This is a genomic window from Xanthomarina maritima (assembly GCF_008084905.1).
GTDB lineage: Bacteria > Bacteroidota > Bacteroidia > Flavobacteriales > Flavobacteriaceae > Xanthomarina > Xanthomarina maritima.
This window is the reverse complement of record NZ_VSFC01000062.1, coordinates 306,940-328,231: the sequence shown is the minus strand read 5'-3', so window position 1 is coordinate 328,231 and position 21,292 is coordinate 306,940. Positions and strand designations below refer to the sequence as shown.

General features: G+C 30.8%; 17 protein-coding genes and 1 tRNA gene. 9 read left to right on the top strand and 9 right to left on the bottom strand.

The genetic code is table 11. The annotated features are described in order from the left end of the window. Nucleotides 1-24: 24 nt before the first annotated feature. The 3 genes from FVF61_RS13850 to FVF61_RS13840 all read right to left on the bottom strand — a co-directional run bounded on the left by FVF61_RS13850 (nt 25) and on the right by FVF61_RS13840 (nt 5,550). On the bottom strand, nt 25-1,794 hold the full coding sequence (locus FVF61_RS13850) for a Na/Pi cotransporter family protein (protein ID WP_148457415.1): 1,770 nt from the start codon (nt 1,792-1,794) through the stop codon (nt 25-27). A gap of 119 nt (nt 1,795-1,913) precedes the next feature. Then, nucleotides 1,914-4,382 (bottom strand): ribonucleoside-diphosphate reductase subunit alpha, encoded by a 2,469-nt coding sequence (locus tag FVF61_RS13845; protein WP_148457413.1) that lies wholly within the window; start codon nt 4,380-4,382, stop codon nt 1,914-1,916. Nucleotides 4,383-4,569: 187 nt separating this feature from the next. Further along, the gene (locus FVF61_RS13840) at nt 4,570-5,550 is read right to left on the bottom strand and encodes a ribonucleotide-diphosphate reductase subunit beta (RefSeq protein WP_148457411.1); all 981 of its coding nucleotides are present in this window, start codon (nt 5,548-5,550) and stop codon (nt 4,570-4,572) included. 560 nt (nt 5,551-6,110) lie between these two features. Between FVF61_RS13840 and FVF61_RS13835 the strand changes: the two genes are divergently transcribed. Further along, entirely contained in the window at nt 6,111-6,845 is a 735-nt protein-coding gene (locus FVF61_RS13835) for a LytR/AlgR family response regulator transcription factor (RefSeq protein WP_148457409.1), read from the top strand. Between the two features lie 31 nt (nt 6,846-6,876). Then, nucleotides 6,877-8,829: a tetratricopeptide repeat-containing sensor histidine kinase gene (locus tag FVF61_RS13830; RefSeq protein WP_148457407.1), complete on the top strand. Its 1,953-nt coding sequence runs from the start codon at nt 6,877-6,879 to the stop codon at nt 8,827-8,829. A gap of 9 nt (nt 8,830-8,838) precedes the next feature. Here the strand turns inward: FVF61_RS13830 and FVF61_RS13825 are convergent, their stop codons facing one another. Continuing rightward, nucleotides 8,839-9,408, bottom strand: coding sequence for a DUF3109 family protein (locus tag FVF61_RS13825; RefSeq protein WP_148457405.1), 570 nt, complete (start codon nt 9,406-9,408; stop codon nt 8,839-8,841). Nucleotides 9,409-9,510: 102 nt separating this feature from the next. Between FVF61_RS13825 and FVF61_RS13820 the strand changes: the two genes are divergently transcribed. Both FVF61_RS13820 and FVF61_RS13815 read left to right on the top strand, forming a co-directional pair. Beyond that, the gene (locus FVF61_RS13820; RefSeq protein WP_148457403.1) at nt 9,511-9,714 is read left to right on the top strand and encodes a hypothetical protein; all 204 of its coding nucleotides are present in this window, start codon (nt 9,511-9,513) and stop codon (nt 9,712-9,714) included. Beyond that, the gene (locus FVF61_RS13815) at nt 9,714-10,316 is read left to right on the top strand and encodes an FAD-dependent oxidoreductase (RefSeq protein WP_148457401.1); all 603 of its coding nucleotides are present in this window, start codon (nt 9,714-9,716) and stop codon (nt 10,314-10,316) included. Before FVF61_RS13820 ends, FVF61_RS13815 begins: the two co-directional genes overlap by 1 nt. Here FVF61_RS13815 and FVF61_RS13810 read toward each other — a convergent pair. The 3 genes from FVF61_RS13810 to FVF61_RS13800 all read right to left on the bottom strand — a co-directional run bounded on the left by FVF61_RS13810 (nt 10,313) and on the right by FVF61_RS13800 (nt 13,057). Next, nucleotides 10,313-11,905 (bottom strand): S41 family peptidase, encoded by a 1,593-nt coding sequence (locus tag FVF61_RS13810; RefSeq protein ID WP_148457399.1) that lies wholly within the window; start codon nt 11,903-11,905, stop codon nt 10,313-10,315. The genes FVF61_RS13815 and FVF61_RS13810 overlap by 4 nt on opposite strands. A gap of 5 nt (nt 11,906-11,910) precedes the next feature. Then, nucleotides 11,911-12,345: a deoxycytidylate deaminase gene (locus tag FVF61_RS13805; protein WP_148457398.1), complete on the bottom strand. Its 435-nt coding sequence runs from the start codon at nt 12,343-12,345 to the stop codon at nt 11,911-11,913. 121 nt (nt 12,346-12,466) lie between these two features. Continuing rightward, entirely contained in the window at nt 12,467-13,057 is a 591-nt protein-coding gene (locus FVF61_RS13800) for a HupE/UreJ family protein (protein WP_148457396.1), read from the bottom strand. Between the two features lie 109 nt (nt 13,058-13,166). On the opposite strand from FVF61_RS13800, the gene FVF61_RS13795 reads away from it, so the two are divergent. Then, nucleotides 13,167-13,712: a hypothetical protein gene (locus FVF61_RS13795; RefSeq protein ID WP_148457394.1), complete on the top strand. Its 546-nt coding sequence runs from the start codon at nt 13,167-13,169 to the stop codon at nt 13,710-13,712. A 38-nt stretch (nt 13,713-13,750) separates the two neighbouring features. On the opposite strand, the gene FVF61_RS13790 is transcribed toward FVF61_RS13795, so the two are convergent. Next, nucleotides 13,751-13,832, bottom strand: a tRNA-Leu gene (locus FVF61_RS13790). Between the two features lie 144 nt (nt 13,833-13,976). On the opposite strand from FVF61_RS13790, the gene FVF61_RS13785 reads away from it, so the two are divergent. The 3 genes from FVF61_RS13785 to pth all read left to right on the top strand — a co-directional run bounded on the left by FVF61_RS13785 (nt 13,977) and on the right by pth (nt 16,307). Then, nucleotides 13,977-14,918: a ribose-phosphate pyrophosphokinase gene (locus tag FVF61_RS13785; protein ID WP_148457392.1), complete on the top strand. Its 942-nt coding sequence runs from the start codon at nt 13,977-13,979 to the stop codon at nt 14,916-14,918. Between the two features lie 25 nt (nt 14,919-14,943). Continuing rightward, nucleotides 14,944-15,594, top strand: a complete 651-nt coding sequence (locus tag FVF61_RS13780; RefSeq protein WP_148457390.1) for a 50S ribosomal protein L25/general stress protein Ctc — start codon at nt 14,944-14,946, stop codon at nt 15,592-15,594. Between the two features lie 146 nt (nt 15,595-15,740). Next, on the top strand, nt 15,741-16,307 hold the full coding sequence (gene pth, locus FVF61_RS13775; RefSeq protein WP_394348929.1) for an aminoacyl-tRNA hydrolase: 567 nt from the start codon (nt 15,741-15,743) through the stop codon (nt 16,305-16,307). Between the two features lie 46 nt (nt 16,308-16,353). On the opposite strand, the gene FVF61_RS13770 is transcribed toward pth, so the two are convergent. Beyond that, the gene (locus FVF61_RS13770; protein ID WP_148457385.1) at nt 16,354-19,122 is read right to left on the bottom strand and encodes a T9SS type A sorting domain-containing protein; all 2,769 of its coding nucleotides are present in this window, start codon (nt 19,120-19,122) and stop codon (nt 16,354-16,356) included. A gap of 211 nt (nt 19,123-19,333) precedes the next feature. Between FVF61_RS13770 and FVF61_RS13765 the strand changes: the two genes are divergently transcribed. Continuing rightward, complete coding sequence (locus FVF61_RS13765) at nt 19,334-21,244, top strand: M43 family zinc metalloprotease (protein ID WP_148457383.1); 1,911 nt, start codon at nt 19,334-19,336, stop codon at nt 21,242-21,244. Nucleotides 21,245-21,292: the final 48 nt, after the last annotated feature.

Below are 21,292 nucleotides of genomic sequence, written 5' to 3'. Positions count from 1 at the left end.
TTAATAAAAAAAAAAGCGCCTAAATTAGGCGCTTTTTTGTTGGTCTTTATTTAAGCCATTCTCTAACAACGAATCCTTTCTACCATAAAGTAATTCAGCAACAACAATAAGTTTTTCTATCATATCATTTACATTGTTATTGTCATTAAACCAAGATGAAGCCATATCAACAGTAATTAAATCTTCTCTTATTAACATGTCAATAGCTAAATTGTTTTTATAACTGTTTTCTTTTGCTTTATGTTTTAGCTCTTGAAGTGTTTGATAATAAGACTGGTTATCTTCTTCCGTTCTAAATAGATAAATAACACGCAAAGTTTTTGCTATTTTTTTTCTAAACTTATCGTATTCTTTTTGAATATATTTATTATCAGAATTTAAATATAAAATTACATTCCTACTTAACTCGCTAACATCTTTAATAATTTCCACCATTTTTCTGTTAGCAATTTTAATTTCAGCTATTTGTTTATTTTGAGCTTCTGTTAAATTTAATTTACTTTGAGATTTTGTAGCATAATTAATAATTTCTCCATAAATATATTTCACCTTTGTAACATATAAATCTCTTACATCTGTTTGAAATTGAACTTTAGACTTCTCAATTACTTTTTTTAATTTCAGATTAGAAATAATATCTTCTCTATGAACATTCAATGCATGTGTTACTATTTCGAAAACAGCATTTTTATACAAATATTTAGATTCTTCAATTAAACCAGCTATTGCAGTTTCTGGGTATTTTAAAACCTCTTTTGTTAAGAATTTTGGCTCATCAATTTCTTTCGCTGGTATTAATTTTACTGGTATCATTCTCTCTACAAGTTTCGCAATTGGATTTATAAACCACATTAATAAAAACGTGTTTATAATGTTAAACATGGTATGAAACAACGAAATTGCTACAGGAATTGCAGCTGCATTTATATAAGGAGAATCTGACCCTAAATAAACTGATAACCAAGATATAAATCTTAAAAAAGGGTAAAATAAGATAAGCATCCATAAGACACCTAGTAAATTAAATATTAAATGAGCTCTGGCAGTCCTTTTGGCTTGATAATTGGCAATAATTGAAGCCAAATTAGCTGTTATAGTAGTTCCAACATTTTCTCCTAATACCATTGCAGCAGCTAATTCGAATGGAATCCAGCCTTGAGCTGTCATAATTAAAGTTAATGCCATTGTAGCACTTGACGATTGGATGACTACTGTAAGAATAGTACCTATAAATAGGAATAATAAAACAGATAAAAAACCTAAATGGGTATATTGAGATAAGAAGCTTAATATTTCAGGGTTGTTATTTAAATCTGGCATGGCTTCTTTTAAAAACTGAAGCCCAATAAACAATAAAGCAAAGCCTATAATAAAATTTCCCCAATTTAGAGCTTGATCTCTTTTAATAAATGTAAAAGCAAAGCCAAAACCAATTAAAGGTAATGCAATAGCACTCATACTTACTTTAAATCCTAAAATGGTTAATAACCAAGCTGTAATAGTTGTACCTATATTTGCTCCCATAATAACACTTATAGATTCTGTTAATGTTAATAATCCAGCATTAGAAAAACTAACAACCATAAGTGTGGTAGCTGAAGACGATTGAATAATTGAAGTAATTAAAAACCCTGTAAAAATTCCAAGATATTTATTGGATGTCATGGTTGCTAGAATTGAACGCATTTTATTTCCAGCTAATTTTAAAAGTGCATCACTCATGACTTTCATTCCAAATAGAAATAGCCCTAAGGCTCCTATTAACTGTAAAATATCGTAGAATCCGTAATCCATAAATTAGACTGTGGTTTTTAATTTTAAAAAAGATGCCATTAAAGTAGTGTTATCTTTTTTAATAACAAAAAAAGCATCTCTTCTGAGATGCTTTTTTATAACACTTAAATTAAATTTAATTAAGAACCACACATTAAGCAGTCATCACCTTCAGCTTCTTTAGCTTGAGCAATTAAAGCTTTCATTTCTTCAGCAGACATGGGTTCAACATCTTGTGTTTGTTGTCCAAATTTTGTTGCTGTTTTAGCTGCTTTTTGTTGTTGTTGTGCTACTATTGTTTTATCTACTTCAACAACTTCGGCAACTGGTTCTTCTTTCTTTTTATTATCTAATGTAAACTTAATAGCATCTACGGCACTTTTCGTTCTTAAATAATACATTCCTGTTTTCAAGCCACTTTTCCAAGCATAAAAATGCATAGAAGTTAATTTAGCCATAGTTGCTCCTTCCATAAATAGATTTAGAGACTGAGATTGATCGATAAAATAACCTCTATGACGAGACATATCTATAATGTCTTTCATACTTAATTCCCAAACTGTTTTATACAATTCTTTAATATTTTGAGGAATAACATCAATATCTTGAATCGAGCCATTAGCTCTCATAATATCTTGCTTTAAACTTTCATCCCAAAGTCCTAGTTCAACTAAATCTTCAAGGAGGTGCTTGTTAACTACAATAAACTCTCCAGATAATACACGACGTGTATAAATATTAGACGTATAAGGCTCAAAACATTCGTTATTTCCTAATATCTGAGACGTACTTGCTGTTGGCATTGGAGCAACTAGCAAGGAATTTCTAACCCCATGTTTTTTAACATCTTTACGAAGTTTAGCCCAATCCCATCGGCCACTTAATTCTTCGTCTTTTATTCCCCAAAGGTTATGTTGAAATTCTCCATTGCTTATTGGCGAGCCTTTATATGTTTTATATGGTCCATCTTTTTCAGCTTCTTCCATACTAGCAGTTACAGCAGCGAAATAAAGTGTTTCAAATATTTCTTGATTTAAAGCTTTAGCTTCATCACTAGTAAATGGCATACGAAGTTTAATAAATGTATCTGCTAAACCTTGTACACCTAAGCCAATTGGTCTGTGACGGAAATTAGAGTTTTCTGCTTCAACAACAGGATAGTAATTTCTATCGATAACTTTATTTAAATTTTTTGTAACACGTTTTGTTATTTTAAAAAGTTCTTTATGGTCAAATTCACCATTTTTCACAAACATTGGTAAAGCAATAGATGCCAAATTACAAACAGCAACTTCATCTGGAGACGTGTACTCCATAATTTCTGTACATAAATTTGAAGAACGAATGGTTCCTAAATTTTTTTGATTAGATTTTCTGTTTGCAGCATCTTTATACAACATATAGGGTGTGCCAGTTTCTATTTGAGATTCTAATATTTTCTCCCAAAGTTCACGGGCTCTTATCGTTTTTCTACCCTTTCCTGCTGCCTCATATTTTAAGTATAAAGTTTCAAATTCTTCACTATGAGTTTCTGGAAGTCCAGGACATTCGTTAGGACACATTAAGGTCCAAGGTCCATCTTCTTGTACACGTTTCATGAATAAATCTGAAATCCACATAGCATAAAATAAATCTCTTGCTCGCATTTCTTCTTTTCCATGATTTTTCTTTAAATCTAAAAAATCGAAAATGTCTGCATGCCAAGTTTCTATATAAATAGCAAAGCTACCTTTACGTTTTCCACCTCCTTGATCTACATATCTTGCAGTATCATTGAATACCTGAAGCATGGGTACAATTCCGTTCGATGTTCCATTTGTTCCAGCAATATAACTTCCAGTTGCACGAACATTATGAATAGCCAAACCAATTCCTCCTGCAGATTGTGAAATTTTAGCAGTTTGTTTTAACGTGTCATAAATTCCTTCAATACTATCGTCTTTCATTGTTAAAAGAAAACAAGATGACATTTGTGGTTTTGGTGTTCCAGAGTTGAATAGTGTTGGTGTTGCGTGTGTGAAATATTTTTTAGACATTAACTCGTAGGTTTCAATGGCTGCATCTAAATCATTTAAATGTATTCCTATTGAAACACGCATTAACATGTGTTGAGGACGTTCAGCAATGATTCCATTCAACTTTAATAAATACGACCGTTCTAAAGTTTTAAATCCAAAATAATCGTAACCAAAATCGCGATTATAAATAATAGTAGAGTCTAATTTCTCTTTATTATCCATAATAACCTGGTAGACCTCTTCAGATAAAAGTGGTGCATTTTTACCTGTTCTTGGATTAACATATGTATATAAATCATGCATAACTTCACTAAAAGATTTTTTAGTGTTTTTGTGCAAATTAGAAACTGATATTCTTGCAGCTAAACGAGCATAATCTGGATGTGCAGTTGTTAACGTAGCTGCTACCTCAGCTGCTAAATTATCTAACTCACTTGTTGTTACACCATCATACAGACCTTCAATAACTCTCATAGCTACTTTTACTGGATCTACTAAATCGTTTAATCCATAACATAACTTTCTCACTCTTGCAGTGATTTTGTCGAACATCATTGGTTCTTTATGACCATCTCTTTTTACTACATACATATTATTACACTTTTTTATTCTTCTGATACACCTTCAGAAAATGGGTTAATTAGTTGGTTTAAGCATTCAAAACTGTTTTGAATACTTATTTTTTAAAATTATAATGGAAATAAGTTAAATGAATATTTACTAGAAATATTAAATTGTTAAGGGTTACTATTAACTTATTTTATATCCTTGGGTACTACTAAAAGTCTGCGTCGAATTTAAATTTATCTTCTTCTTCTTCTTTATTTAAGACACCTGCTTTTTGATATTCAGATACGCGTTTTTCAAAGAAATTAGTTTTTCCTTGTAATGAAATCATATCCATAAAATCAAATGGGTTTGCAGTATTATATTCTTTTTCGCAATCTAATTCTGTTAAAAGTCTGTCTGTAACAAACTCTAGGTATTGAGCCATTAACTTGGCATTCATGCCAATTAAACTTGCAGGTAAAGACTCGGTTATAAATTCTCTTTCAATGTTCAATGCATCTATTAGAATTTCTCTAATACGTGCTTTAGGCACTTTGTTTACTAGGTGTTTGTTGTGTAAATGAACAGCAAAATCGCAATGCACTCCTTCGTCTCTAGAAATTAACTCGTTAGAAAAAGTTAAACCAGGCATTAAACCTCTTTTCTTTAGCCAGAAAATAGAGCAAAATGCACCAGAAAAGAAAATACCTTCAACTGCTGCAAAAGCTATTAAACGCTCAGCAAAACTTGGAGATTCTATCCATTTTAATGCCCAATCTGCTTTTTTCTTAATGGCAGGAAAGTTTTCGATAGCATTAAATAACTGATCTTTTTCTTTTTCGTCTTTTACGTAGGTATCTATTAATAAGGAATAGGTTTCACTATGAATATTTTCCATCATGATTTGAAAACCATAGAAAAATTTTGCTTCACTATATTGAACTTCGTTAACAAAATTTTCTGCTAGATTCTCATTTACTATGCCATCACTTGCAGCAAAAAAGGCTAAAATATGCTTAATAAAATAACGTTCATCATCATTTAATTTACTTTTCCAATCTGTTAAGTCTTGGTGTAAATCTATTTCTTCTGCAGTCCAAAAACTTGCTTCAGATTTTTTGTACCATTCCCAAATATCATGGTGTTGAATTGGAAAAATTACAAATCTATCCTTATTTTCTTGCAAAATTGGTTCTGTAAATTGAGACATTATTTAAATTATTTTATAAAAATTAAACGAAAAATCTGGCACGATTTAGGACTAACAAAGATTCAAAAATGAGATTGAAAATGAAAGGTTAAGTTATAAACAATGTAGACAAGTTTTTAACAAAATAAGAGTGATTTTAAATGTAACTTGGTTTTAAAAATAATTACATCTTTCTGATTTTCAGTTTTTTACAAAACATAAAATTACTATAATATACATGGAAATATTTCTAAAAAACACGTCTCTAAGCAAGAGTATTACTGTATTCTTAGAAATAACAAGGCATAAAAAAAGCCAGTTTAAACTGGCTTTTTTTTGTTCGATTAATAGCAACCATTATAAAATGAAATGCATATCCCTTAATTAATAGCATATCAAATATCTTTATTTTTACAATACAAAATTGAGAAAATGTATAGTTGGTATAAAATATTGTATAGTTGGTAGTCTAATTTTTACACATACTTAATAAATAATTCAAATTAACTTATTATACAAAAAACACTTCCATCTATACATCTAAAACAAAATCAAAACAATATATTGCTATATTTGATTCTATGATAAAAGCTGTAATTGTAGACGATGAACCAAAAGCGATACAAAGCTTATCTTGGGAATTAGCAAGTTTTGATAATGAAATTCAAGTTATTGAAACATTTACTAAACCTGAAGAAGCCATTGCTTATTTAAAAAAAAACACTCCAGATTGTTTGTTTTTAGATATAAACATGCCTACCATGGATGGTTTTCAATTTTTAGATTGCTTTAGTCAGAAAGATTTTGCAGTAATTATTACAACTGCTTATAATGAATATGCTTTAAAGGCTTTAAAGAACGAAGCTATTGATTATTTATTAAAACCTATAGACTCAGACGATTTAAAAGAAACCATTAAAAAGGTAAAGAAGTTTCACACCAATAATATCTCTGCTACAAGAGTTGAAGAAGTTTTATTGAATTTTAATGCCAATTTAAAAAAGCAAAAAGTTACTATAAATACAGATGGAAAGCTCGTGTTTTTAAACGTAGACGATATTTTATATATAGAATCTGATGGGAATTATAGTACGTTTATCATGATTAATAATCAAAAAATGGTTGTTACTAAAAAAATAAAAGAAGTAGATGCTTTATTGCCTAAAAACTACTTTTTTAGAATTCATAATTCTTATATAATAAACCTTAATAAAATAAAAGAGTTTGTTAAAAGCGAAGGTTACGTGGTTATGGATTCTAATGATAAGATTCCTGTTGCCAGACAAAGAAAAACAGATTTTTTAAGTAAATTATAATATATTGATGTCTTACATAAATACTCAAAAAATGTCTTTAAGAAACAGTTTTCTAATGTTTCTTAACGTGATATTTTTCTCTTTAACTAGTTTTTCTCAAATTCCTTCAGATTCTATATTTAAAATAGAAGTCAATCATTTTTTAGTAAATAAAACATCATCATATAAAGATTTAACCTCTGTTTTTGATAAATATCAAAAAGATACTCTAAAAATGAAATTCTTTTTGTCTAAAAGCTTAGAATCAAATTATTTAGAAGGACAAAGTTATGCTCTTAATATGCTTGGTGAAAGCTATAGAAACTTATCTGTTTATGATAAAGCTATAAAAACGCATCAAGAAGCTTTAACAAAAGCTCTTGAAGCAAATAATATAAATTTACAAGTGGTAAGCTTAAACATGTTAGGTGTTGTTTATAGAAGATTAGACGTTATTAGAACAGCTTTAGATTACCATAAAGAAGCCTTAGATCTAGCTGAAAGTGTTAAACCAATTACTCTAGAACTAAAACATAGTATTGCCATTTCTCAAAACAGTATGGGAAATATCTATTTAGCACTTAAACAATATGATTTAGCCTTAGGTCTTTTTTATAAATCTTTAGAAATAGAAAAGGAATTAGATAATAAATTAGGACTAGCCATTAATTACCATAATATAGGTTATGCTCAAGAAGCTAAAGGGTTAATAGACGATGCTTTAATTAATTATAAAACTTCTTTAAAATATAATAACGAAATAAACTCAGATATTGGTCGTGTTATTTGCTATAATAGTATTGGTAAAATAGATATTCTAAAAGGTGATTTTGAAGAGGCATTACCAATAATAGAAAATGCTTTAGAAAGAGCAAAAATTATAAACGATAAATATTATATTTCTCTTTCATACGCAAATTTAGGTTTGTTAAATTTAAAGATGAAAGATTTTAACGAATCTGAAAAAAACCTAAACGAAGCTTTAAAAATTGCTACAAAATTCAATTTAAAATCTCAAGAATCTGAATCTTATTTATATCTATCTCAATTAAATGAAGAATTATTAAATTATAAAACATCTCTTCAATATTATCAACAATATGTAGAGCTGGACAAGACCATTACAAATGAAAAAAACTTTCAATATGTTAATGATTTAATTTTAAAATATGAAAGTGAAAAGAAAAACAATCAAATAAAAGCCTTAGCCAGTGAAAACGAAATAGTAAAACTAAAATTAATTCAAAATAGAAAAATTCTGCTGTTAAGTCTTCTTGGAGGAATTTTAATTGTTGGCTTTTTTGTTATTCTACAAACACAACGAAGGTTGAAAAATGAGAAAAAGATTGTAACTCTAGAACAAGAAATGTTACGTAATCAAATGAACCCTCATTTTATTTTTAATTCTTTAAACTCAATAAAACTTTATATTATTAATAATGAAAAAGAAAATGCTGTTTATTACTTAAACAAGTTCTCTAAACTTATTCGAAAAATTCTCATTGCATCAACCGAAAAAGAGATTTCTTTACAAGACGAATTAGACACAATGGATTTATATATGAACATTGAAAATATGCGTTTTTCTAATGAAATAAATTTTAAATCCACAATAGATAACCAAGTGAATCCATCTGTAATAAAAGTACCATCTTTAATCTTACAACCCTTTTTAGAAAATGCTCTTTGGCATGGATTGTCTTCGAAATCTGGCGAAAAAAATATTCATTTAGAAGTTTCTCAAATAAATCTTGACTTCATAACAATAACAATTACTGATAATGGTGTTGGAAGATCTGTTTCAGAAAAAATTAAAAACCAGAAAAAATTAAAAAGACAATCTGTTGGAATAGATATAACAAAAGCACGTTTAGCAAATTTTTCTAAAGGTTTTATAAACGACTATAAAATAGAAATTGAAGATTTATTTGAAAACGGAAGTCCTTCTGGCACAAGAGTTATTGTTAACATTCCGATAAAAGCAACGGTTTTAAAAACAGCTTAATCCAGAATTTTATTTTTTAAATCCTTTGGCTACATTCTCTAATTCGGCATACCAATCTTCTCCAAACTTTCTAATGAGTGCTTCCTTTACAAATTTATAAATAGGCACTTGTAGTTCTTTCCCTAAAGTGCAAGCGTCATCGCAAATCTCCCATTTATCATAATTTACAGCAGAAAATTCACTATAATCTTTTACTCTAATTGGATATAAATGACAAGAGACTGGTTTCTTCCAGCTAATCACACCTTGATTATAAGCTTCTTCAAAAGCACATAAAGCTGTTCCATTTTTGTCGAAAATAACATAAGCACAATCTGCATCATCAATTAAGGGTGTTTCAAAATCTCCAAATTCCGTAGTAATAAAGACACCTTGTTCTTTAATAGCTTGAATGCCTTCTTTTCTTAAAAAAGGCATTATTTTAGGATAGATGTCTTCTAGAATTTTTGTCTCTTCGGTTTCTAATGGAGCTCCAGCATCACCATCAATACAACAAGCACCTTTGCATGCCGAAAGGTTACAAAGAAAATCTTTCTCTATAATATCTTCTGAAACGATTGTTTTTCCTAATTGAAACATGAGGCAAAGATACAGTTTAAAAACACAAATAAAATGCTAAAAGCATCTATTATTAGATTGAAATTAGCGAAATTTGCAGGGTTAGATTAAATATTATAACCAATGAAAATTTTCAAAATTCTTTTATCATTAATTGCAATTGCATTAATTATTTACAATTTAACGAAAGTTAATTTTAATGCACCTTTTGAGGATGATAGTCTTGTTGCTTTTATAACTATTTTAGCGTCTATGTGTGCTTTAGTTTTATTGCAAATATTAAGACTTTCAAAGAAAATTGAAAAGCATGTAAAAAACAACAAATAATGTTCGATGTTTTAATTATTGGTGGTGGTGCTTCAGGCATGTCTTGTGCTTTAGTTCTAGGTTCTGCAAAAAATCAAGAATTTGCTAAGGATAAACAAATTGGAATTATAACACACCAAAAAACATCTCATCTTCAAAATGCATTATTTAATAATGCTTTAGGTGTAACTCCTGGCACAACAGGTGCTTCAATTCTTGAAAGTGGCATAAAACAACTTGCTTCAATATATCCACATGTGCAACAAATAGAACATGAAAAAGTAAGCGATATTAGCAAGATTGAAAATGGTTTTTTTATAATAACAAACAAAGCAACATACACCTCTAAACTAGTTGTTGTAGCAGTTGGATATACTAATTTAATGACTATTAAAGGCTTAGAAAAGTATATTGAACCTCATCCAAGAGCAAAAGCCGATAAAAACAGAATCTGGTTAAAAAATATAGATCATAAAATAGAAGAAAACCTATTTGTTGCTGGCACTCTAGCGGGTTGGCGAAGTCAATTTTCTATTGCATGTGGTAGTGGAGCTCAAGTAGCTACAGATGTTTTAACGCTTTGGAATAATGGTGAGCATACTAAAATTCATGATAAAATTTAATCCTCTCTATGGCTTAAAGTAATCACCTCATCTATCATGATATCTGTTTGATTGATAACTTCTTCAAAAGCACCATTTCCAAATAACTGATCTGCTAAAGTAGCTTTAATGTATTGTTTCACTTCTTCGTTATAAGCAACAAACGTAATATTAGCCTTAGTTTTTTCATTTAAATAATTTTGAAAATCTAGAACCATATCATCATTAAACTGAAAATCATTTATAAATTCTTTTCTAGAGATTCCATCGAAAGCATGACGATCTTTTTCTAAAAGTTCAAAAACAAAATTGCTTATAAAACCTCTTCTATCTAAAAAAGTAAGAGTTTCGTTTTGCATACTTGTATCTAAAGGCACAAAAACATCTGGTATAATACCCCCTCCTCCATAAACAACCTTTCCTTTAGGTGTCGTAAATTTTAAAGAATCTGCTACTTCAATTTTTTCTGGATCTAAAAGTTCGCCTCTATTTAATCGATCAAAATATTCATCATAATAATCTCTATTACCATTTTCATAAGACCGCTGAATAGAACGACCTGTTGGTGTATAATATCTTGAAACGGTTAACCTAACTGCACTTCCATCGCCTAAATCCATTTCACGTTGTACCAATCCTTTTCCATAAGAACGACGACCAACAATGGTTCCTTTATCGTTATCTTGCAAGGCACCTGCTACAATTTCGCTGGCTGAAGCCGAGTTTTCATCTATTAGCACGTAGACTTCTCCTTTTTCAAAAGATCCTTTTTTTGTCGCATAACTTTTTTCAATATCACCACGTTTGTTTTTAGTAAACAATATTAGCTTATCTTCTTCAAGAAACTCATCTATTATTTGTTCTGCAACCCCTAAAAAACCTCCAGGATTATTTCTTAAATCGACTGCTAATTTAGTAATGCCTACTTTTTTTAATTTAGTTAGTTCCTGTTTAAATTCTTTATAAGTAGATTCTGCAAACCGATTAATTTTTATATAACCTAATTTATCTGTAAGCATATAAGCTGCATCAACAGATCTAATTGGAATGTGATTTCTCTTAACTGTAAAATCTAAAAGTTTGGGTTCACCTCTTCTATAAACTTTTAAATCTACAAGAGTATTAATTGGTCCTTTTAGTTTTTTAATAATATCGTTATTGCTAAAATCTTTGCCAAAAATAGAGTCGCCATTTGCCATAATTATTCTATCTCCACCTATAATTCCAGCTTTTTCACTTGGACCTCCTTCAACTGCTCTAATTACTGTTATGGTATCTTTATAAGTATAAAAATTAATGCCAATACCTACAAAATCTCCTTTCATATTATCAGCAACTCTTTCCATGTCTTCTTTTGGAATATAAACTGAATGTGGATCTAGATTATTAAGAATACCATTAACAGTTACATCTACAATGCTATCTGTATTCACATCGTCTATGTATTCGTAATCTATATAATCTATTAGTCTGTTAAGTTTGTCTTTTTTACTGTTTTTAGTAAATAATCTATCGGAAGTGTCAGAAAAATTTAATTTCCCACCAATAAAGATTCCTGCTGCTACAGCAACACCTAGGATAAGTGGTAGATATTTTTTCTTTAGTTTCATTCGTTTTATTTAGCTTTCAAATCTTCAATTAAAACAAGATCAATACCTGCTTTTTCTAAAAATTGCAAACCAGAATTATCTTTATAAGCTTCTCTATAAACAACTCTAATAATTCCTGCTTGATGAATTAACTTACTACACTCCTTACAAGGCGATAAGGTAATATATAAGGTGGCTCCTTTACAAGATTGTGTTGAAGATGCTACTTTTAGAATAGCATTAGCTTCTGCATGTAATACATACCATTTGGTATAACCTTCGTCATCTTCGCAATAATTCTCAAACCCAGTTGGTGTGCCATTAAATCCATCAGAAATAATCATTCTATCTTTTACAATAATTGCGCCAACTTGTTTGCGTTCACAATAAGAAAGTTTTCCCCATTCTTTAGCAATTCTTAAATAAGCCTTATCGTATTTAAGTTGTTTGTGTTCTTTCATATGTATTTCACAAAGTGAAAATCTAATTTAATAATATACAACGAATATAGGTTGTATGTATTTTAATTACAACCAGAGAATTAAAGTTTTATGAAAATTTTAGGTAAAAATGAAGGTTCGCTTAGGCTAGAAAATCACTATTTAAAATCATAGGGATTACTAATCCTACAACAATAGCAGAAATAACCATAATCCAATCACGTTTAGAAAACCTGAAAACAGTTTGCATGATGTAGCCTAAAAACAGAACTACAAATACAATAATTACTTGAGCTATTTCTATACCTAAAGCAAATTCTAAAAGTGTTATTAATTTGTTGTCCGATTGTCCAACAAGCATTCTAAATTCTCTTGCAAAACCTAATCCATGAACTAGTCCAAAAAATAAGGTAGAGAAAAAAAGCACACCCACTTTTTCTTTTTGCGCTCCTTTTCCAGCAGTAAACACATTAAAAAGTGCGACTATTAAAATGGTTATTGGAATTAAAAATTCTACTAGTTGGCCATTGACACTTACTACATTGTAAGCAGCTAAAACTAAAGACAAAGTATGACCTAATGTAAATAAAGAAACTAATAATAAAACACGTTTCCAATCTTTAAAAAGATATGGAACTGCTAGAACTATTAAAAAAAGAACATGATCGTAAGCATTAATATCAAGCACGTGGTTAATGCCATACTCTACGTGAAACCAGAAATTATCGAACATTGTTTATTGTAGTTTTTAGGGTGCGTTCAAATATACAATTAAAAACGAAAAGTTTGTTATTTTTGTAAGTTATGGATATCTTGTAAAATAATTTTTATACTCTCGGCTTATGATAATTAATGTAAAAAACCTACTAGTATTACCTTTTCTATTAATTGGTTTCTTTGGCTTTGCACAAGAAGAGCCTGAAAATTCTGATGAATTTCATCATCATTCTATAGCTGTCATTATAAATCATACCACTATTTTTCAAGGTCTAATAGACGGTGAAAAAAAGGCTGTTTTTGTTCCCTCTTGGGCTTTAGATTATAGCTATTCATTTAATGAAAAATGGGCTTTAGGCCTGCATAATGATATTATAATTGAGAACTTTTTGATTAAAAAATATTCAGATGGAGAAACTTTAGAAAGAAATACGCCTATTGCTTCTGTAATTGTTGGCTCTTACAAATTAACTAAACAATTTGGTATTGAATTAGGAGCAGGAATGGAGTTTGATGAAGACGAAAATTTTGCGTTAGCAAGAATTGGAGCCGAATATGCTATTGAAATTCCAAAACACAATCTAGAAATGCTTTTTGCAATTGACTATGATTTAATTTTTGATGCATACAGCAGCATTAATATTGGATTTGGAATTGCAAAACTGTTTTAAATAAAAAAAAGACTTCACAATAACTGCAAAGCCTTTTGTACTCAAGGTGGGAATCGAACCCACACTTCCGAAGAAACTGGATTTTGAATCCAGCGCGTCTACCAATTCCGCCACTTGAGCAAAGTAGAATGCAAAATTAGAAAATAAATTAGCACAAACAATTAAAAATAGTGCCTTTTATGCTTTTGGAGTTGAAATAAATTCCTAAATTTGCACCTCAATTATCAAAAACGGTTTAATTCGTTACAAAACAACCCATTAACAATGCCAAACGTAAACACAGAAGCTAAAATTTTTACTTGTACACAAAGTAAAGATCTTGCAAATAAAATTGCAGGAGCTTTTGGTGTTCCATTAGGTAATGTTATAACCTCTACTTATAGCGATGGTGAGTTTCAACCATCTTATGAAGAATCTATTAGAGGAACTCGTGTTTTTATAATAGGCTCAACACATCCAGGTCCAGAAAATTTAATGGAAATGTTGTTAATGCTAGATGCTGCTAAACGTGCATCTGCAAGACATATAACGGCTGTCCTTCCTTATTTTGGATGGGCAAGACAAGACAGAAAAGATAAACCAAGAGTACCTATTGCAGCTAAATTAGTCGCTAAAATGTTGGAAGTAGCTGGTGCTACACGAATTATCACCATGGATTTACATGCAGATCAAATTCAAGGATTTTTCGAGAAACCAGTAGATCATTTATTTGCATCAACTATCTTTTTACCATATTTAAAAAGCTTAAATCTAGATAACTTAACTATTGCTTCTCCAGATATGGGAGGATCGAAAAGAGCTTATGCTTATTCAAAAGCATTAGAAAGTGATGTAGTAATTTGTTATAAACAAAGAGCTAAAGCTAATGTTATTTCTCATATGGAGTTAATTGGAGATGTAACTGGAAAACATGTGGTTTTAGTAGATGATATGGTTGATACAGCTGGTACATTAACTAAAGCAGCAGATGTCATGATGGAACGTGGCGCTTTAAGTGTAAGAGCTATTTGTACTCATCCTATTCTATCTGGAAGTGCATACGAAAGAATAGAAAACTCAAAATTAGAAGAATTAATAGTAACCGATTCAATTCCTCTAAAACAAAATAGCAGCAAAATTAAAGTATTAAGCTGTGCCGAACTATTTGCTGATGTGATGCATAATGTACATTACAACAAATCAATAAGTTCTAAATTTATAATGTAATTAATAATTAATATAAACACAAACAATGAAATCAATTACAATCAATGGATCTCAAAGAGAAAGCGTAGGCAAAAAAGCAACAAAAGCCTTACGTAATGCTGGTCAGGTTCCTTGCGTATTATACGGAGGAGAGAAACCAGTTCATTTCACAGCTGAAGAATTAGCCTTCTCAAAACTAGTATACACGGCTAATGCGCATACAGTTGTGATTGCTTTAGAAAATGGTGAAACTTATAATGCTATTATGCAAGACATACAGTTTCACCCAGTAACAGACAAAATTTTACATATTGACTTTTATCAATTATTTGAAGAAAGACCAATAGTAATGGAAATTCCAGTACATTTTGTAGGGAACTCAAAGGGTGTTAAAGCAGGTGGTGTTTTACGTAAAAACTCACGTCGTTTAAAAGTAAAAGCTTTACCTAAAAATTTACCAGATTTTATTGAAGTAGACATTACTCCACTTAAAATTGGTAACAAATTATATGTTACTGCTTTAGAAAACGATTTATACAAAATTATGCATACCGACAATACTGTTGTTTGTCAAATAAAACGTGCTAGAGCTGCAATGGTTGTTGCTGCTGAAGATGATGAAGAAGAAATTGAAGGAGCTGAAGGTACTACAGAAGGAGGAGAGACTCAAGATGTAGCTGCGGAAACTCAAGAATAGACTTTTACAGGTTAACTTAATTAAAAAGCATTCTGATATTTCAGAATGCTTTTTTTATTTTTACACAAATCTTATACATGTGTAACTTTCTAAAAAAGCTATTTAAAAAACAATATACTTTCCAAAATATTGAAGAATCAGACATCATGAAAAAATTTTTAATTGTAGGTCTTGGTAATATTGGTGAAAAATACGCAAACACCAGACATAATATAGGGTTCAAAATATTAGACTATTTGGCAGAAAAAGAAACACTAACATTTGAATCTCAAAAATTAGGAGATATAACAACTTACAAATTCAAAGGAAGAACATTTATTTTATTAAAGCCTAATACTTACATGAATTTAAGTGGAAAAGCAGTTCTATATTGGTTAACAAAAGAAAAAATTCCTTTAGAAAATCTACTCATAATCACAGATGATTTAAATCTGCCTTTTGGTTCTATTCGTTTAAAAACAAAAGGAAGCGATGGTGGACATAATGGCCTTAAAGATATTCAAGACAAACTTAATACTACTAATTATAATAGGTTTCGATTTGGCATAAGTAATGAATTTAACAGAGGCTCTCAAGTGGATTATGTATTAGGCGAATGGGATGAAGCAGAAAACAAAAAACTTCCTGAACGTTTAGAAAAATCATTTGAGTTAATAAAATCTTTTGGTACTGCAGGTATTAATAATACCATGAATACATTCAATGGAAAATAAAAAAGGGAAGCAAATTTGCTTCCCTTTAAATAATAAGTATTTTTAATTATTCAACTATTATCTTCTGAATGGTTTGTTTTTCTCCATCTGAAATTTTTACTAAGTACATTCCAGACTGTGCATTATTTAAACTTATTTCTTGATTGAATCTAGTTGTGCTTCCAAACGTATTATTAAAAATAGCACGTCCTCTAATATCATAAACTTCAATATTTATGTTTTTATTAGACGTTGAATTTAACGCTATATGAAACGAACCATTATTTGGGTTAGGATATATTGAGAAATCTTCAAACGTGTTTTCTGCAATTGACATGGTTGGTTCTTCGCAGATCTCAATAGACCAATTATTTAAAATACCTGTTATTGCGTCCCAATTATCTGTAATAGAAATCGTCCAATCTCCTGCACTATCTAGACCTGAGAACACACTTAAAGGAGAAGATGGATTATAATCTCCAGTAGTTGCTGCACAATTGAATGCTGGATATCCATCAGCGAAATTAACAATAATATTGTCTTCACCATTACATTCTCTATCAAATACAGCAGTTGCAGTTGTTCCATCTGGATGAATAATTTCTACAATTAAATCATTTATCCAACCATGTGACACATTCACACTAACCGTTACATAATCTATTGTTGCTGATCCAGGAATGTTTATAACATTAACGGCTGGAGCCCCAGGATTTCCATTCCCTCCAGGACCATCTGGAATAGCAATATTTAAGTTCGGTGCAGAATCGTATATAGTACAGGATGGACAAGCTCCTCCAGAAACAACTGTAATATAATCAGTTAAGGTTAAAGTATCTGTCCCAAAAGAGTTTGTAACTTCTAAAGTTACATCGTACATCCCATCTGCTGCATAAGTGACTGTTGGGTTTTGATCTGTAGAAGTTCCTGGAGTACCACCTTCAAAAGTCCAAGCCCAAGATGTTCCTGCTGGAGCTGTTTCGTCCATAAAGTTAACTGTATTGTTTGTGTCCAAACAAATAGATTCATTATCTGCACTAAAAGCTGCTACTGGTGGGCCAGGTAATGCAGGTAACGTATATCCACAAGCAGTTAAACCTGAATGAATAGCATTTAATTGTGGCGTTGTATAAGCTAAATTAACAGCTGCTTGATATACAGCAACAGCTGCATCATTCTGACTTGAAGAACCATTAGTCATTCCTAATCCTTCATAAAATATTTTATCCATTTCTTGTTGACCAATCTGATCCCAAATTGTCATTAAACAACTTGCCCATATTTGCCCATCTGTATGAATTTGCCCAACTAATCCTCCAGGATAAATAGCTCCATAATTGGTAACTCTACCAGGCCAACAAGTATTATGCCCATCCCAATTAAACACATAGTTCCAAGCTGCATCTGCAGATGTCCAATAACCATTAGCAATACTAACTCCTCTATTATAAGATTGAGCTACATAATCTCCAGAACCTTCACTCAATCCATCTACTTGCGATAATCCTCCTGAGGTCACCCAATCATGCAATCCATGACCTAATTCGTGATGGATAACATCTGAATCTTCTGCATCATCTACACAACCTTCTCCAAAAGCTAATCTTCCTGTACCTCCAGTGTAGTATGAATTATCTGCTCCTCCAGCTCCATGTGGATCAAAACGAACTCCAGAACTATATTGATATGGCAAAACATTACACCCTAAATCATCATTTATATAACCCATTAAATAATCTATATGGTAATACGTATTTACTGGTTCAAAACCTTGATCTTGTCTATTAAAATTAAATGTTGATGTTGCTTGATGAAATAAACCTGTACTTGGTGAATCAAAATCAACAATTTCAGCACGTGGACCAACTAATCTATAGGTCCCTCCTGTAAATGTAATATCTCTTAATACTACGCTAAATCTAGCAGCATCTAGCTGTGTAGTTGTTGCGTCATTTCCATCTACATAACCTGCTGTTCCATATGCCACTGTATTTGATGATAATGGGTCTGGATTGAAAACCATTCCTGTTCCATCAACTAGCATAAAACGTTCGTTTTCAACAGGTGGTTTTTTATTATCATGATTACAAGTTTTATTATGCTCTCCTTCTTTATGCTCGCAATAATAATGGGCCATATCTACCACTTTAAAAATCTCTTCTGTTCTAGCATCTAAAAAGACATGCCATTCTCCAAGAGGATTACTCGTTAATATTGTAACCTCATATGCTAGACGTGTCATTTTAGTATTCTTGTAAATCATCAATCTGCTGTCACTAAATGACACAGGTGATTTTGGATCTAAATAATCGAAAGCTAATTGGTAGGCTCTTGCTTCAGACACAGTTGGCTGTACATTTGCCATATTTACATTTGGCTCATAACTATTCATTACAAAAACCACTTTGTTTTGTGGTGAAATAGAAATCGTTAATTCGGCTTTATTAACTGGATAATTTCCTGAATACTGACGATAACGCACTACTGAACCAGCATTTGTAGTTCTAGTAGCATGATGATGTAAATTTGAAATTTCATTCTTTTTAATTCCAAATATTTCAGATTCTTGAGCAATATAATGTTGCGCCATAGATTCTGGTGTGCCAGCAGGCACTTCGTAATTTAAACCATAAAGAGCTATTGGAATTCCTGTATCTAAAATAAAACGTCCATTAGTTTTAATTTCTGTTTCAATTTTTTCATCTGCCTCAAGACTTATTTCAAAAGATCTTGTTGGCATTGGCTTTTGAGCCATTAGATTTAAACTAAATAAAAAAACTGCTAAATAGATAAAGCAAGATTTATTTAATTTGAAGTTAGTAATAGTTAATTGCATAGTTTATTGATTTTTAGTGAATATGCTAAATTATAAATAAATATCGATTTAATATCTCAATCAACAATAATATTTTATTCTATTACTTTATATGTTAAAAAGTTAAACTGACTATAATTAACATGTTAATTGCACAGAACATTTAACAATTTCTTAATATTTTTTTTAAATTTACGTTTTAATTTTTCTTAAAATATTTAATTACTCCCTTATGAAAAAAACTACTTTGTCAAAAATACTATTTATACTATTATGTATGCCTAGTTTTATGATGGCACAACAAAAAAACTCTCAAGAAAACGTTAAGTGTTTAACAGATAATTATAATGCCGAACTACTAGAGACAAACCCTAACATGATGGGCAGTGAAACATTTCGAACGCAATTAAATCAAAAAATTCAAGAATTAGAAAGCACGCCTCAAAGACGTGTTGTTTTAGAAATTCCTTTAGTCGTTCATGTTTTACACAATGGAGAACCATTAGGTACTGGAGCAAATATTACTGATGCACAAGTTCTTTCTCAAGTAACAGTAATGAACGAAGATTTCAGAATGATGGTAGGAACTCCTGGTGAAAGTACTGCTGGAGGCGTAGATGTAGAAGTGGAATTTGTTATGGCTCAAAGAACGCCAAATGGATGTCCAACCAATGGAATTAATCGTGTAAACATTTGTCAAGATGGTACAAATGAGTCTGATGTTAATTATTGGAAAGCACAAACTATTTGGAATCGTGATTTATATATGAATATGTGGTCTTCAAAATATGTAGGAGATTTATCTGGCACATTAGGATTTGCCCAATTTCCAGGAGGACCAGCAGATACTGATGGTGTAAGTGCTGGACACATTTATTTTGGAAGTTCTGATTATGATGATGGCTCTTTTCAATTAAGCCCTCCTTATGATAAAGGTAGAACTATGACTCATGAAGTTGGTCATTATTTAGGATTATATCACACTTTTCAAGGAGGTTGTTTAGGTGGTGGAGACTTAGTAGCAGATACTCCTGCAGTTGATTCGCCAAATTTTGGTTGTCCAACAGGACATGTTTCTTGTGGAACTGTAGATATGATTGAGAATTATATGGATTACACAGATGATACGTGTATGAATACCTATACGGCAGGTCAAAAAGTTAGAGTTCAAGCCGTAATGGCAGGATCTAGAGCTGGATTGGTTACTTCAAATGGTGCAACCCCTTTAACTGCTGTTAATAATGATGCTGAAATAGCAATAGAATGTTTAAGTACAGTTCCTTGTACATCAGATGTTAATGCAAATATTAAGATTGTCAACTGGGGAACATCAACATTAACCTCAGCAACAATTAGTTATGATGTTGATGGAAATGGAGCTACTAACTACAATTGGTCTGGCTCTTTAGCATATGGTGAATATGATGCAGTTTCACTTCCTACCATTTCTGCTGATGGTGGAACTCAAACCCTTAACGCAACGATTACAAATGTCAATGGAGGTGCAGATGCACGAGCTTGTAATGATGTAGCATCGAAAAGTTTTTCTGCTGCAGGTGCCTATGTTACTAATGAAGTAAGAATGCAAATTATTCCAGATGATTATGGTTCTGATACAACTTGGGAGTTTATAGATGAGTCTAATACGGTGTTATACTCTGGCGGCCCTTATACAGATGGTAATTCGGAACCAATTAACGAAGTATTTACTTTAAATGCAACAGGTTGTTATACTTTTACTATATATGATGTTTATGGAGATGGAATATGCTGTGCTTGGGGCAATGGCTCTTACGAATTAAGAACTAACGATGACACACTAATCTTTAGTGGTGGCACATTTGGCGATTCAGAAGACACTTCAATAATTGTATCTTCTTTAAGTACTTCAGAAAATGAGTTAAATAATTCTATTAGTATTTTCCCTAATCCAACAATTAATGTGTTAACTATAAAAGCAACTAGTAACACTGTTCCTGATGCTTATGCTGTTTACAATATGTTAGGTCAAATAGTTTTAAGCAATAAAGTTGCTAACGAATCTGACTTAACAATTAATACCTCAGAATTAAGTAATGGTATGTATTTTATTAAAATTTCTAAAGAATCTAGTCAAGTTTCTTTACCTTTCATTAAGAAATAAATTTTAATACTAAATAAACTTAAAAGAGGATTGATGTTTATCAATCCT

Bases quoted from the DNA above. Each gene is read 5' to 3' on its own strand.
- FVF61_RS13850 (WP_148457415.1), bottom strand. From the start codon at position 1,794: ATGGATTACGGATTCTACGATATTTTACAGTTAATAGGAGCCTTAGGG.
- FVF61_RS13845 (WP_148457413.1), bottom strand. From the start codon at position 4,382: ATGTATGTAGTAAAAAGAGATGGTCATAAAGAACCAATGATGTTCGAC.
- FVF61_RS13840 (WP_148457411.1), bottom strand. From the start codon at position 5,550: ATGTCTCAATTTACAGAACCAATTTTGCAAGAAAATAAGGATAGATTT.
- FVF61_RS13835 (WP_148457409.1), top strand. From the start codon at position 6,111: ATGATAAAAGCTGTAATTGTAGACGATGAACCAAAAGCGATACAAAGC.
- FVF61_RS13830 (WP_148457407.1), top strand. From the start codon at position 6,877: ATGTCTTTAAGAAACAGTTTTCTAATGTTTCTTAACGTGATATTTTTC.
- FVF61_RS13825 (WP_148457405.1), bottom strand. From the start codon at position 9,408: ATGTTTCAATTAGGAAAAACAATCGTTTCAGAAGATATTATAGAGAAA.
- FVF61_RS13820 (WP_148457403.1), top strand. From the start codon at position 9,511: ATGAAAATTTTCAAAATTCTTTTATCATTAATTGCAATTGCATTAATT.
- FVF61_RS13815 (WP_148457401.1), top strand. From the start codon at position 9,714: ATGTTCGATGTTTTAATTATTGGTGGTGGTGCTTCAGGCATGTCTTGT.
- FVF61_RS13810 (WP_148457399.1), bottom strand. From the start codon at position 11,905: ATGAAACTAAAGAAAAAATATCTACCACTTATCCTAGGTGTTGCTGTA.
- FVF61_RS13805 (WP_148457398.1), bottom strand. From the start codon at position 12,345: ATGAAAGAACACAAACAACTTAAATACGATAAGGCTTATTTAAGAATT.
- FVF61_RS13800 (WP_148457396.1), bottom strand. From the start codon at position 13,057: ATGTTCGATAATTTCTGGTTTCACGTAGAGTATGGCATTAACCACGTG.
- FVF61_RS13795 (WP_148457394.1), top strand. From the start codon at position 13,167: ATGATAATTAATGTAAAAAACCTACTAGTATTACCTTTTCTATTAATT.
- FVF61_RS13785 (WP_148457392.1), top strand. From the start codon at position 13,977: ATGCCAAACGTAAACACAGAAGCTAAAATTTTTACTTGTACACAAAGT.
- FVF61_RS13780 (WP_148457390.1), top strand. From the start codon at position 14,944: ATGAAATCAATTACAATCAATGGATCTCAAAGAGAAAGCGTAGGCAAA.
- pth (WP_394348929.1), top strand. From the start codon at position 15,741: ATGAAAAAATTTTTAATTGTAGGTCTTGGTAATATTGGTGAAAAATAC.
- FVF61_RS13770 (WP_148457385.1), bottom strand. From the start codon at position 19,122: ATGCAATTAACTATTACTAACTTCAAATTAAATAAATCTTGCTTTATC.
- FVF61_RS13765 (WP_148457383.1), top strand. From the start codon at position 19,334: ATGAAAAAAACTACTTTGTCAAAAATACTATTTATACTATTATGTATG.